This is a genomic window from Pseudarthrobacter sp. C4D7 (assembly GCF_013359725.1).
In the GTDB taxonomy this organism is placed as follows: Bacteria; Actinomycetota; Actinomycetes; order Actinomycetales; family Micrococcaceae; genus Arthrobacter.
In genome coordinates this window covers 1-13,497 of the sequence record NZ_JABFMW010000005.1, presented here as the reverse complement: position 1 = coordinate 13,497, position 13,497 = coordinate 1, and the positions used below count along the sequence as shown (strand labels likewise).

Here is a 13,497-nt window from a genome sequence, read left to right as displayed (position 1 = left end):
AAAATGACTTATAGTGATCCACCATGAGACTTTATGCACAAGGGCGGCCGATCGGGAAAACCGGCTTCCGACGCCGGAACCCAGGGTTGCCGGCGGCAGGGACGCCCGGCGTCCAGCCATGACGACGGCGCCTGCGGAGGCCGGCCGGCTGAGCTTCGTCACGCTGCAGCAGTTCCTGAACCAGCTGCCGCCGCTGCTGCGGATGCTCCACGACGGCGGCAGCGGCGGCCGGCTCCTGCGGTGGGTCGAACCCAGTGAACTGGAAGACCCCACCCCGTATCTTCCGGAGGGTGAATTCCTGCTCACCGCCGGGCTTCCCTTCCTTGGCGACGGCGGGACCCCGGCCAGGGTGGACGCCTACGTCCGGCGTCTGGTGGCGGCCAAGGTGGCGGCCCTCGGTTTCGGGATCAGGCCATATTTCGACGCCGTGCCGGACGTGGTGGTGGATGCCTGCCGGCAGCACAACCTCACCCTGTTCGAGGTGCCGGAGTCACTGCCTTTCGCCGCGATTGGCCTGGAGTTCTCACAGCTCCTGGAAACCGACAATGCGAGGGTCTTCCGGCAGCTGGCAGAGACCAACCGGCAGCTCATGCGCGCCGTCCTCTCCCCCAGGCCGGAGCACGAACTGCTGGCTGCCCTGGTCCAGCGGGTGCCCGTATGGGCGGTACTGGTGGGGGCGGACGGCCGGATCAGGGCCCGCGGCACCAATGCCGGCGGCAGGACCGCCGTCGACCTTCCCTTGCTGGCACCCATGCTGGAGCGTCTGCTGTCCGGCCGGGGCCCCCGCGTGGAAACGGACAGCTTTGACCTGCCGGGCTCGGCACTGGTGGTGGGCCATCCGCTGCGCAGCACCAAGGATGCCAACCTCGGAGCCCTGGTCCTCGGTTCCGACGTTCCCCTCACGCCCGCCCAGAACAACGTGGTCCAGTCCGCCGTCGGGCTGCTTGAGCTGCTGGTGCGGCAGCGCACCAGCGGGTCGCTGGCCCCAAGCCAGCTGGCCACCGCCGTCCTGCTGCACCCCGAAAGCCTCACCACGGGTGGCACCAGGCAGGTAAACGGACTCAAGGACCTGCTGGCGCAGAGCCTTTCCTCCACCCGGTCCGCGCCCATGCGGGTGGTGCAGGGCATTAACGTGGAAGCGCGCGACTGGCCGGCCGGTGATGGCCCGGTCCGGGAGCTGCTGCAGTGGCGCCGAATGCTCGACACAAAGCTGGTGGAGATCACGGACTACGGCTTCGCCGCGGTGACCCGGCTCAAAGTGGATGACGCCCTGCTTGCCGACGTGGAGAAGCTCGGTTGGCGCCTGGTGGTCGGGGAACCCACAGAACTCGCGGGACTGTCCGCCGCCTACCAGCGGGCCACCTCCCTGCGCAGCCAGGTCCAAAGGAGCGGGCGGAGCATCCGGGCCGACGACGTGCCCTGGTCCGTCACCGGACTGCTGGGCCGCGAGGCGGGCATCCTCCTGGCCGAACGCCTCCTGCAGCCGGTCCTTGCGCTGGAAGCGGACCGGCGCCACCAGCTGCTGGAAGTCCTCCGCGGCTGGCTCGGAGAAAACGGCAGCTGGGATGCTTCCGCCAAACTGCTGGGCCTGCACCGGAACAGCGTCCGGCGGCAGGTCGGCGTCCTCGGTGATCTGCTCCAGCTGGACCTCAACCAGGCGCAGGTGCGGGCTGAGCTGTGGATCGCACTGCAGTACGCCGACGGCGCTGCGGCGCAGGCGGACTGACCAGCGGGCTAGGCCCGGCGCCCGCCGGGATTTTCCGGCTCCGGTGGCAGGGCCGCCTCCCACTCCCGGTACAGCCCGGGCCGGCGTTCCCGGAGGTAAGGGATATGGTTGCGTGCTGCGCGGACCGCCGCTGCGCCCACCTCGGCAAACAGCAGCGCGGGGCCCTCCCCTGCCTCGGCGAGGAGCGTCCCGTCCGGTCCGGCCACCACGCTTCCGCCGCCGAAGGTGCAGGCGTCCTCAGGTCCGCAGTGATTGGCGTAGGCCACATTGAGTTGGCTTTCCAGTGCCCGGGCGCGGACAAGTACCTGGGGCACGGCCTCGTAGCCGGCGGACAGCGCGGTGGGCACCAGGAGCAGCTCGGCGCCGCGGGCGGCAGCGGCGCGTGCGGCCTCTGGAAACTCGATGTCGTAGCAAATCAGCAGCGACGTGCGGATGCCGTTGAAATCCACCACAGCCGGAGGTTCGGTGGCTGCGGCAAAGGCCTCGCGTTCCTCGCTGCCGAAGAGATGGACCTTGGCGTAGGTGAGGATCTCCACGCCGTGGGCATCCAGCAGGGTGGCTGAGATGTGCCATGGGCGCCCGTCGCCGGGCACTGATCCGGAGCCCGCCGGGGCCGGCAGGCTGTACACCATCCCGATCCGGTTCCTCCGGGCAATTCCGGCCAGGCGTTCACGGATGGCGGGCAGGGCCGCCGGGTCAAGTCCGCTGCGCAGCCGCAGCGGGGCGTAGCCCACGGGGAAGAGTTCCGGTGTGAGCAGCAGGTCGGCACCGGACTGCGCGGCCCGGCGGGCGGCATCGTCCATGGTCCGCAGATTGGCCTCAATGTCCAGGACCACGGCATTTGCCTGCAGGACGGACAGCAGCATCGTTACCACCTTCTTCACGCCCGTCCATGGGGATGGCCCGGGCCGGACTGTTTCCGCCTCCCAGCCTAGCCAGCCGAACATGGGATGCGGGGGGACGTTTGGACCCGCCAGCGGGTCCAGCGGGACGGAATGCACGGACCTTAAGACGGGGCCGCGGGATCTGCACCCGCTCCTGCTAGGGCATGGCATGCGTTAACTTCTTGACTACAAGAGCGGCAGTAGGGCAATGTTCTTAGCATGTCCGCACCTACGCGCTCAACGAGGAGCAAACCGAAGAACCCCGGCTCGCAGTCAGCGCTGCGGCAGCTGAACCAGCAGCGGATCATAGAGACCCTGATGGTGGGCCCATCCACCCAGGCGGAGCTGGCCCGGCAGACGGGATTGTCCACTGCCACGGTCTCCAACATCGTCAAGATCATGCTCGACTCCGGACTGGCCTCCACCGAACCCATCACCAGCTCCGGGCGGCGGGCCCTGAACGTCCGGCTGAACAGCAACGGCGCCGTGGCCGTCGGGATCGACTTCGGCAGGCGGCACCTGCGGGTGGTCCTTGCCTCGCTCAGCTACCACGTCATCGCCGAGGAATCGGTCATGCTCCCCCTGGGCCACCAGGCGGATGACGGTATCCAGGCCGCCGTGGCCCTGCTGGAGAAACTCCTCCGCGAAAGCGGCGTGGAACGGTCCTCGGTGGTGGGTGCCGGCGTCGGCATTCCGGGCCCGATCGACCGCCGGACGGGGACGGTGGCACAGGGGGCAATCCTGCCCGAATGGGTGGGCATCAACATCCTGCAGCATCTTGAGGAAACCTTGAGAATCCCCGTATTTGTTGACAATGACGCAAACCTGGGCGCCTGGTCGGAGGTGACGTGGGGGCAGCATTCCGGGGTCAGCAACCTGCTGTTCTTGAAGATCGGTTCAGGCATCGGCGCCGGGCTGATCCTCAATGGAGCGCCCTACTACGGCAACGTAGGGATCACCGGCGAGATAGGCCACGCCACTATCCACGAACAGGGCCTGGTGTGCCGCTGCGGCAACCGCGGCTGCCTGGAAACCATCGCTTCAACCACCACCATGATTGAGCTCCTCAGCCGCGGTGAGGATCCGCCCATGACACCGGCTGACATTGTCCGCAAGGCCCTGAACCGGGACTCGGCCACCCTGCGCGTCGTGGACGATGCAGGGCTGGCGGTGGGCCGCGCACTGGGCAATGTAGCCAACCTGATCAACCCCGAAGTCATTGTGGTGGGGGGTCCCCTGGCCGGCCTGGGGGACATCCTCCTGGACCCCATCCGACGGGGCCTGATCCGCCATGCAGTGCCCGTGATCGGCGAGACCACCACCCTGACCATGTCCTCCCTCGGTGACCGCGCCGAGGCCCTTGGCGCGGCCGCGCTGGTGTTCCAAAACGCCGGGATCCGCAAGGCCTAGACCATTTCGTTATCCAGCAATTGCGTTAAAGACTTGACGACAACAGCTGTGATCCAGTTTACTTTTGGTTCAGACGGCCCTGCGCTTTGCCGGCCGGACAAAGAAGTCATTGCATTGGAGGGTTAGGGCTCATGACGTCCCAGACCACGCAAACGGATCCGGTCATCCTCGAGATGCGGTCCATCACCAAGGAATTCCCGGGCGTTAAAGCCTTGTCGAACGTGAACCTGCGGGTTAAGGCCGGCGAGATCCACGCCATCTGCGGCGAAAACGGCGCCGGCAAGTCCACCCTCATGAAGGTCCTGTCCGGCGTGTACCCGTACGGAAGCTACGACGGCGACATCGTCTACCAGGGGCAGGTCCAGCAGTTCCGGGACATCCGTGCCAGCGAGCACGCCGGCATCGTGATCATCCACCAGGAACTCGCGCTGATCCCTGAGCTGTCCATCATGGAGAACATCTTCCTGGGCAACGAACCCACCAAGCGGGGCATCATCGACTGGGCCGAAGCCCGGCTGCGGTCCCTGGACCTCCTGGCCCGGGTCGGCCTGCGGGACGACCCTGACACCCCCATCAAGGAAATCGGTGTCGGCAAGCAGCAGCTGGTGGAGATCGCCAAGGCCTTGAACAAGTCCGTGAAGATCCTCATCCTGGACGAGCCCACCGCCGCCCTGAACGAGTCCGATTCACAGCACCTGCTGGACCTGATGCTGGGCCTGAAGGCCAAGGGCATCACGTCGATCATCATTTCCCACAAGCTCAACGAGATCGAGCAGATCGCCGACTCGATCACCATCATCCGCGACGGCAAATCCATCGAGACGCTCGACGTCAAGAAGGACGGCGTGGACGAGGACCGCATCATCAAGGGCATGGTGGGCCGTACGCTGGAATCCCGTTTCCCGGACCACACCCCCAAGATCGGCGAGGTGTTCTTCGAGGTCAAGAACTGGACCGTGGGCCACCCCACCGTCCAGGACCGGCTGATCTGCAAGGACTCGAGCTTCTACGTCCGCCGCGGGGAAATCGTGGGTTTCGCCGGCCTCATGGGTGCCGGCCGCACCGAACTGGCCCGCTCCGTGTTCGGCCGGTCCTATGGACGCTTCATTGACGGCCACATCTACAAGGACGGCAAGGAGGTGGTCCTCAAGAATGTCCGCCAGGCCATCGACGCCGGCCTCGGATATGTCACGGAGGACCGCAAGACCCTGGGCCTGAACCTCCTCGATGACATCAAGACCACCACCGTCTCAGCCGCCCTGAAGAAGATCAGCCATAACTCTGTGGTCGACCCCAACCAGGAGTTCACGGTTGCAGAGCAGTACCGCAAATCGCTGCGCACCAAGACGCCGTCCGTGGAGGAGGGCGTGGCCAAGCTGTCCGGCGGCAACCAGCAGAAGGTGGTGCTGGCCAAGTGGATGTTCACGGACCCGGACCTCCTGATCCTGGATGAACCCACCCGCGGTATCGATGTTGGCGCCAAGTACGAGATTTACGGGATCATCCAGCAGCTGGCCAACCAGGGCAAGGGGGTCATCGTGATCTCCTCCGAACTGCCCGAACTGCTGGGCCTGTCCGACCGCATCTACACCATCTTTGAAGGCGCCATCACCGGTGTCCTGAACAAAGACGAGGCCAGCCAGGAAAACCTGATGAAGCTGATGACCTCCGCCACCCGAAAAGCCGCCTGACCCTCTGGCCCATCCAGAACCTTCCGGACGCAAGGACTGACACCATGAACGCCCTCAAAAAGCTGTTTGGCGGCAATACCCGCCAATTCGGCATGATCTTTGCCCTCGTGGCCCTGATCATTTTCTTCCAGTTCGCCACTGAAGGCCGGACGTTGACCCCCGGCAACGTCATCAACCTCTTCAACGGCAACTCCTACATCCTGATCCTGGCCATCGGCATGGTGCTGGTGATCATCGCCGGCCATATCGACCTTTCCGTCGGCTCCGTCGCCGCGTTCGTCGGCGTGACGGTTGCCCTGGCCATCCGCGACTGGCACCTGCCCTGGTACGCCGGCGTACTGCTGGGCCTGCTCCTCGGAGCCGCCATCGGCGCCTGGCAGGGCTGGTGGACCGCGTATGTGGGCATCCCGGCCTTCATCGTGACCCTGGCCGGCATGCTCCTGTTCCGTGGCTTCAACCAGTTCGTGGGCAAGTCCAACACCATCCCCGTGCCCAGCGACTTCCAGTATCTGGGCTCCGGTTACCTTCCGGAGGTGGGACCGGACACGGGCTACAACAACCTCACGCTCCTGATGGGCGTCGCCGTTGCTGTCTTCGTCATCGTCGGCGAACTGCGCTCCCGGGGCCGCGCCAAGGCGTTGGGCGCCGAAGTACCCGAAATGTGGGTCACCGTCCTGAAGCTGGTGCTCATCTGCGCCGCCATCCTGTACGCCACGTACCTGTTCGCCACCGGCCGCCCCGGCACGTCCTTCCCCATCCCCGGCCTGATCCTGGCCATCCTGGTGCTGATTTACGGCTTCATTTCCTCCCGCACCATCCTGGGCCGCCACGTCTACGCCGTCGGCGGCAACCGCCACGCGGCCGAACTCTCCGGCGTCCAGTCCAAGAAGGTCAACTTCCTGGTCATGATGAACATGTCCATCCTGGCCGGCCTGGCCGGCATGATCTTCGTGGGCCGTTCCACCGCTTCGGGCCCCTTCGACGGCGTGGGCTGGGAACTGGACGCCATCGCAGCCGTGTTTATCGGCGGCGCGGCAGTGACCGGCGGTGTGGGCACCGTCGTCGGCTCCATCATCGGTGGCCTGGTCATGGCAGTTCTCAACAACGGCCTGCAGCTCCTCGGCGTCGGCGCCGACCTCACCCAGATCATCAAGGGCCTGGTGCTCCTGATCGCCGTCGCCTTCGACGTCTACAACAAGTCCCAGGGCAAACGCTCCATCATCGGCATGCTGACCCGGAACATGAACCGTCCTTCCGGCGGACCCAGCAACCCCATCCAGCCCGACGAAACCACCTCCACCAAGGAAGCGATCGCCAGGGAAGCCTGAAGTTTGCAGCCTGAATACCGTTCCATCACACAAAGAAAGAGAACCAACAATGCGAATGTTTGGTAAAGCAGGAAAGGCCGCAGCGGTTGCTGCCATCGCAGCACTGGCGCTGACGGGCTGCGGCCGCTCGGAGCCCTCCGGCGGTTCCAGCAGCGGTGCCGCTGGATTCGACCAGAGCTCCTCCATCGGCGTTGCACTTCCCCAGAAGACCAGTGAAAACTGGGTCCTCGCGGAGAAGCTGTTCAACGACGGCCTCAACGGCGCCGGGTTCAAGGCTGACGTCCAGTTCGCCAATGGCGGCGTCTCCGAGCAGCAGAACCAGATCAGCGCCATGGTCACCAAGGGTGCAAAGGTCATCATCGTGGGCGCCATCGACGGCTCCCAGCTGGGTACCCAGCTCAAGCAGGCCAAGGACGCCGGAGCCACGGTCATCGCGTACGACCGCCTCCTGCTGAACACCGAGAACGTGGATTACTACGTGGCCTACGACAACTTCAAGGTCGGCGTCCTCCAGGGCCAGGCCCTGCTGGATGGCCTTAAGGCCAAGAAGCCCTCCGGCCCGTACAACGTCGAACTGTTCGCAGGCTCCCCTGATGATGCCAACGCCAAGGTCTTCTTCGACGGCGCCATGAGCGTCCTGAAGCCGAAGATCGACGACGGCACCCTCAAGGTTGTCTCCGGCCAGAACACCTTCGAGCAGGCTGTTACCCAGGGCTGGAAGGCTGAGAACGCCCAGCGCCGCATGGACACCCTGCTTAGCGGCAGCTACACCAGCGCCAACCTGGACGGAGTCCTCTCCCCCAACGACACCCTGGCCCGCGCAATCCTGACCTCGGTCAAGGCTGCAGGCAAGCCGATCCCGGTTGTCACCGGCCAGGACTCCGAGGTTGAGTCGGTCAAGTCGATCATTGCCGGCGAGCAGTACTCCACCATCAACAAGGACACCCGCAAGCTGGTGGAGCACGCCATCACCATGGTCAAGGACCTGCAGGCCGGTAAGAAGCCTGAGGTTAACGACGACAAGTCCTACAACAACGGCAACAAGGTGGTTCCCGCCTACCTGCTGGAGCCGGTCATCGTGACCTCCGCCAACGTCAAGACGGCCTACACGGACGATCCCGTACTCGGCCCGCTCACCAAGTAATACGTCATCAACGGAAACAGCCCGGCCCTCACGGGGGCCGGGCTGTTTTTCTTTGTCCCGCTTCCTTGGTTGTTCCGGCCGGGGCTCCGCTACTGCTTAACCGTGAGCACGCCGGGGCCGGTGAACTGGAGGGCGTGGTTGCGGACCGCCTGCGGTGTGCTGAAGGCCTTGTAGCTGTAGACATCGGCGGGGTCCCAGCCGACGTCCGTGGTGAAGTCCCAGCCAGTCCAGGCCGGCGCGGCGGTGCCGGCGGCTTCCGCCTCGGCGATGGCCTCGGCCCGGTTCTCCTCAAAGGACGCTTCGGCGATGGCGTTGAGGTCCGCGGGCTGTCCGTTGTACCAGGAGCCGGTGTCGCTGAAGCGGTTGCCGTTGTAGCTGCTGACCATGACGGACGGATCGGCGCCAGGTCCGGTGAATTCAAAGGCATTGCGCTCGGAGAAGATCCGGGACTCGTACCCGGCGCCCAGGAAGTAGCTGCTGCCGCCCTGGGCTTCGGTGACCAGCGGGTAGTGGGGATCGTCCGTGCTTCCGGTGAAGTAGTTGTTGACCACGTGGACCTGGCCGAAACGCACCCGTGGTGCCCGCTGCTGCAGGTTCTCGAAGTAGTTGCCTATGTAGCTGACGCGCAGCTTGCCGCCGTCCTTGTCCACGTGTTCGTCTCCGGAGCCCAGCAGCATGGTCTTGTCGTGGTTGGAGAGCCTGCTGTTGGAAATGGTCACGTAATCCGTACCGTCCTTGAGGTCCAGCAGGCCGTCGTGCCGGTTCGCCGGCTTGCCGTTGGGTCCACGCGGCGCTTCATTGTCGGGGAAGCGGCCGTCGGACAGCCGCACGTGGTCGATCCAGATATGGTCGGATGTGACCGAGGAAACGGCATCGAACCGTGCGTTCCAGGCACCGTTTCCGTCATCGGGTGACCAGGTGGTGAAGTAATCGACCGGGGCCTCCACGCTCACGTTCCGCAGCACCACGTTGGTGGCACTCAGGATCACGATGTTGGTTCCCACGAAGCCGGCGTCCGTGCCCAGCCCGACCACCGTGGTGTTACTGGGGATGCTGACCTCGATCTGGCGTTTCATGTTGTTGCTTCCGGTCTGCCGCAGCTGGCGCTGCTTCCTGCAGTACTCGAAGGTCTGGTCGCTCCACACTTTGCCGTCAGGGCCGAAGCACGTGATGTACTTGGCGATGTCGTAGCCCGACGCGTAGTCCTGCTCGCCGAGGATGCGTCCATCCGGCGCCTGGTTGCCGTCGATCGTTCCCTTGATGAAAATGACCTTGGGCGCCGTGGGCTGACCGTTGTTGGCCAGGGCAGCTTTCAGCTCGCTGAGCGTGCCCACCTCGTACCGGCTTTGGGCCGGTGCACCGGCACCGCCGTTGGTTCCGCGTCCGACGGCGGCCCAGCCGGTGGTTTGTGCGTGCCGCGGACACCGGGACGCAGCCCTTTTCGGCGCTTAGACACGACGCATGGGGGCCCGTCCGGTCGCTGGGCGACCTTCCTGACCCGATGCGCCGCGATGCGCGCCTACAAAAAGGGCAGCGACCCGGCGGGTGCAGGGCACAAGGAGGACTGCGGTTCTTCGCGTAGGAGCGCATCGCCGACCAGAGCAGCGCGCAGGTCGCCCAGCGACCGAAACGGTGCGCCGGGAGGTGTCTAAGCGACGGCGAAGGGCCGCAGTCCTCCGTCCGTTGCGGCACCGGACTCGGCGGCTCTGAACGCTTTGCACAGGCCCGGCACAGGTTCGGCCGGATATCCGCACAGGATCCACGGCAAGGGTGGATGCGAAGCCGGCCTTCCGCGCCGGCCACTGAGTCCTAGGAGTAACGTGAGCGTCCTTGCCCGAAGCGTAGGCAATGCCTTCAGAAACAAGGTCCGCACCGCAGCTGTCGTTGCGGTACTGGCCGTCGCCATTGGGCTGGCCCTGGCCATGCTGGCGGCCAACCAGGCCGTCGGGGCGAAAGTGCAGGAGCTCAATGCCTCCGTGGGCACCGTGCTGACCGTCAATCCGGCCGGCGGCCAGGGCTTCGAAGGCGGCGGCGAGCCGCTCACCACCGGCCAGGAAGCAACCGCAGCCGGCGTCGCCTACGTCAGCGCCGTCGTCGGAACCTCTTCGCTTCGGCTCCGGAACGCCGCGGAGGCTGCAGCCCAATCCGCAGCCGGCCAGACCGGAGCCGGCAGCCAGGGCGGACAGGGCGGACAGGGCGGCCCAGGTGGCCAGTCGGCCGCCACCCTGACCACCAACCTCACCGCCGCGGTGGACGCAGGCACCCTGGGCAACCGCAACCAGCAGGCCAACGGAACCACTGGGACCTCGGGCAGCACCCAGCGAACGGTCCGGTCGCTGCCCATCACCGCCACCGGCATCGGCGCCCAGGTGGACACCACAGGCAAGGCCCTGAACATCACGGAGGGTACTGGGCTCGGCGACTACACGGCGGCCTCCACCGGCGCCCTGCTGGGCACCACCCTCGCGCAAAAGAACAACCTGGGGGTTGGTTCCACGTTCACCATCAATGACCAGGCCTACACGGTGTCCGGATTGTTCGACGCCGGCACGGAGTTCGGGAACAACGCCGTCTACCTCACGCTCCCCACCGCCCAGACGCTTGCCGGGACCCCGGACGAGCTGTCCAGCATGATCGTCACGGTCAACTCCATGGAGAACGTGGCCTCCGCCAAAACAGCCCTGCAGGCCGCCCTGGGCTCCGACAAGGCCGACGTCACACAGGGGCAGAACCTGCAGACCGCCGTCAGCTCCCTGGACAGCGTCAAGAACATCTCCTTCATCGCCTTCATCGCCGCCCTGGGCACGGCAGGGCTGATCATCCTGCTCATCATGGTGATGCTGGTCCGCGAGCGCCGGCGCGAAATCGGCGTCCTGAAAGCCATCGGTGCGCCCAACCGCACCATCGGCCTGCAGTTCGTCCTCGAAGCCCTGGTCCTGGCAGCCCTGGGCAGTGCGGTGGGCGCGGTCATCGCATCCTTCGCCAGCGGGAGCATCGCATCCGCCCTGGTCAGCAGCAACACCACCACCACTGCACCCACCGGCCGGGGCTTCCAGGGCGGGGCGGGCGGCTTCCCCGGCGGCCAGGGCGGCCCCTTCGGCGGCGCCTCACAACTGCTGAACTCAGTGACTGCGAGCGCATCGCCGGGAGTGATTGCCGGTGGCATTGCAGCCGTCTTCGGCGTCGCCATTATCGGCGCCCTGGTACCCGCGCTGCTCACGGCGCGTATCCGTCCCATCGAAGTCCTGCGAGGAGAATAGCCATGATTGAAGTCAAGAACCTGGTCCGCACCTTTAACTCCGGCGACCGAACCATCAAGCCGGTCAACAATGTCAGCTTTGTCCTGGAACAGGGAACGCTGGCCTCGATCGTGGGCAAGAGCGGCAGCGGCAAGAGCACCCTGCTGTCCCTCCTGGGCGCCCTGGACAAGCCCACCAGCGGGGACGTTGTAGTGGACGGCGTCAGCCTGGCGGGCCTGCCGGACGGCAAGCTGACGGAATACCGCCGCCGGGACATCGGCTTCGTATTCCAGCAGTTCAACCTGATCCCCAACCTCTCCGCCGTGGACAACGTCATGCTGCCCATGGAATTCGCCGGCATGAAGAAGTCCGCACGGCTGCAGCGCGCCAAAGAGTTGCTGGAACAGGTGCAGTTGGACCCGTCCAAACACGAACGGCGGATCAACAGGCTCTCCGGCGGTGAACAGCAGCGCGTGGCCATCGCCCGGGCCCTGGCCAACGAACCGAAGCTGATCCTGGCCGACGAGCCCACGGGCAACCTGGATGAGCAGACCGGCGACCACATCATCGGGCTCCTCAGCTCGCTGAGCCGCGACCACAACACCACCATCCTGGTGGTCACCCACGACAGGGCCTTGGCGAACAAGACTGACCGCCGGTTCCGCCTGCAGCAGGGCAACCTCACGGAAGAGCCGGTCCGGGGACGGACCGCCGCCGCCGCCAACGCCTGACGCGGCCGGGGCCGGCGGTGTGGGATGCATCCACAGTATCCACCCGCCGTCGGCGTGGCCCGGCTCCATGACTGGAGATGGAATTCCGGCAGCAGCCGGCAGCCCTGTGACAGGATTGCAGCTATGACTGCTCCCATCGCCAAACCGTGGCTTTCCACCCAGCCCAACCAGGATCCCCGGTCCGCCACCGGGGCTCCCCTGCGCTGGGGAATCATCGCAACGGGCGGGATCGCCCGCGCCGTCTCCCAGGATCTCGCGCTTCTTGAAGACGCGCAGCTGTACGCAGTCAGTTCCCGGGCGCAGGACACCGCGGACGCGTTCGCCGTGGCCTACGACTTCGCGAAGGCGTACGGGGACGACGGCGGGGTGCCCGGCTACCAGCGGCTGCTCGCCGATGACGCCGTGGATGTTGTCTACGTGGCCACCCCGCACGCACAGCACCACGAGATTGTTCTCGCGGCCCTCAACGCCGGAAAGCACGTGCTCTGCGAGAAGGCCTTCACCATCAATGCCCGGGAAGCGGCAGAACTCATCGAGGTTGCGCGCAGCAGGAAGCTTTTCCTGATGGAGGCGGTCTGGAGCCGGTTCCTGCCCTCCATGCAGCGCGCTTTCGAAATCGCGGCGTCCGGTGAACTGGGCGATATCCATTGGGTCACCGCAGACCTGGGCTTCCCTGCGCCGTACTCCCCCACGGCAAGGTTGTGGGCGAAGAAGGACGGCGGAGGCGCACTGCTGGACCTGTCCGTCTACCCGCTCTTGTGGGCTCTCGGCACCCTGGGCTTCCCGCAGACCGTCAGCGCCACGGGCTTCGTCAACGACGACGGCGTGGATGCCCAGAACGCCCTGAGCCTTGGCTACAGCCACGCCGCCCAGGTCCAGCTCACCTCATCGCTGCTGGCCCACGGCCCCCGCACCGCCACCGTGGCCGGAAGCCAGGGCTTCCTGCAAAGCGTAGGTTCCATCAACAATCCCCTGGAACTCGTCATCGCCAAGGGGTGGGATGAGCGCCGTACGGAGACCTTCGAAGTTGTTGGCAAGGGGTACGCCTACGAGCTGCGCGAGGTGATGCGGTGCGTCCAGCAGGGGCTGACCGAGAGTCCGGTCATGCCGCTTGAGGACACGCTGAACACCATGCGCCTTTTCGACGGTGTGCGCGCGCAGCTCGGGGTGACGTACCCCAACGACAGCCACTAGCTGTAATTCCCATGGAGGTTGTGAACAGCGTGGCGTGATGTAAAAAGCGAGGGCCTCCGGTATCGATTTGGGTTACCACACTCATCTCGACGCCAGGAGGCCCTCGTGTCCTACGTTACCCATGCCAACGCCGACCTGACACCCAAGGCC

At 65.6% G+C, this 13,497-nt stretch carries 10 protein-coding genes; 8 read left to right on the top strand and 2 right to left on the bottom strand.

Annotation, left to right across the window (positions count from 1 at the left end; translation table 11 throughout):
• Positions 1-118: 118 nt before the first annotated feature.
• Positions 119-1,726 (top strand): PucR family transcriptional regulator, encoded by a 1,608-nt coding sequence (locus tag HNO81_RS05650; protein ID WP_175317162.1) that lies wholly within the window; start codon positions 119-121, stop codon positions 1,724-1,726.
• A gap of 8 nt (positions 1,727-1,734) precedes the next feature.
• Here HNO81_RS05650 and HNO81_RS05645 read toward each other — a convergent pair whose 3' ends face one another.
• Positions 1,735-2,592, bottom strand: a complete 858-nt coding sequence (locus HNO81_RS05645; RefSeq protein ID WP_175317298.1) for a nitrilase-related carbon-nitrogen hydrolase — start codon at positions 2,590-2,592, stop codon at positions 1,735-1,737.
• A 237-nt stretch (positions 2,593-2,829) separates the two neighbouring features.
• On the opposite strand from HNO81_RS05645, the gene HNO81_RS05640 reads away from it, so the two are divergent.
• The 4 genes from HNO81_RS05640 (at position 2,830) to HNO81_RS05625 (ending at position 8,183) form a co-directional block, all read left to right on the top strand.
• On the top strand, positions 2,830-4,020 hold the full coding sequence (locus HNO81_RS05640) for an ROK family transcriptional regulator (protein ID WP_175317161.1): 1,191 nt from the start codon (positions 2,830-2,832) through the stop codon (positions 4,018-4,020).
• Positions 4,021-4,151: 131 nt separating this feature from the next.
• Complete coding sequence (mmsA, locus tag HNO81_RS05635) at positions 4,152-5,711, top strand: multiple monosaccharide ABC transporter ATP-binding protein (RefSeq protein WP_175317160.1); 1,560 nt, start codon at positions 4,152-4,154, stop codon at positions 5,709-5,711.
• A 44-nt stretch (positions 5,712-5,755) separates the two neighbouring features.
• Positions 5,756-7,039 (top strand): multiple monosaccharide ABC transporter permease, encoded by a 1,284-nt coding sequence (gene mmsB / locus HNO81_RS05630; protein WP_175317159.1) that lies wholly within the window; start codon positions 5,756-5,758, stop codon positions 7,037-7,039.
• A gap of 49 nt (positions 7,040-7,088) precedes the next feature.
• Positions 7,089-8,183: a sugar-binding protein gene (locus HNO81_RS05625; RefSeq protein ID WP_175317158.1), complete on the top strand. Its 1,095-nt coding sequence runs from the start codon at positions 7,089-7,091 to the stop codon at positions 8,181-8,183.
• Between the two features lie 89 nt (positions 8,184-8,272).
• Here the strand turns inward: HNO81_RS05625 and HNO81_RS05620 are convergent, their stop codons facing one another.
• A complete protein-coding gene (locus tag HNO81_RS05620) occupies positions 8,273-9,517 on the bottom strand; it encodes a polysaccharide lyase family 1 protein (protein ID WP_175317157.1) in 1,245 nt (414 codons plus the stop codon).
• 486 nt (positions 9,518-10,003) lie between these two features.
• Between HNO81_RS05620 and HNO81_RS05615 the strand changes: the two genes are divergently transcribed.
• From HNO81_RS05615 to HNO81_RS05605, 3 genes are all read left to right on the top strand, one after another.
• Positions 10,004-11,443, top strand: coding sequence for an FtsX-like permease family protein (locus HNO81_RS05615; protein WP_175317156.1), 1,440 nt, complete (start codon positions 10,004-10,006; stop codon positions 11,441-11,443).
• A gap of 2 nt (positions 11,444-11,445) precedes the next feature.
• Positions 11,446-12,153, top strand: coding sequence for an ABC transporter ATP-binding protein (locus tag HNO81_RS05610; RefSeq protein ID WP_175317155.1), 708 nt, complete (start codon positions 11,446-11,448; stop codon positions 12,151-12,153).
• A gap of 123 nt (positions 12,154-12,276) precedes the next feature.
• On the top strand, positions 12,277-13,347 hold the full coding sequence (locus HNO81_RS05605) for a Gfo/Idh/MocA family protein (RefSeq protein ID WP_175317154.1): 1,071 nt from the start codon (positions 12,277-12,279) through the stop codon (positions 13,345-13,347).
• Positions 13,348-13,497 lie beyond the last annotated feature (150 nt).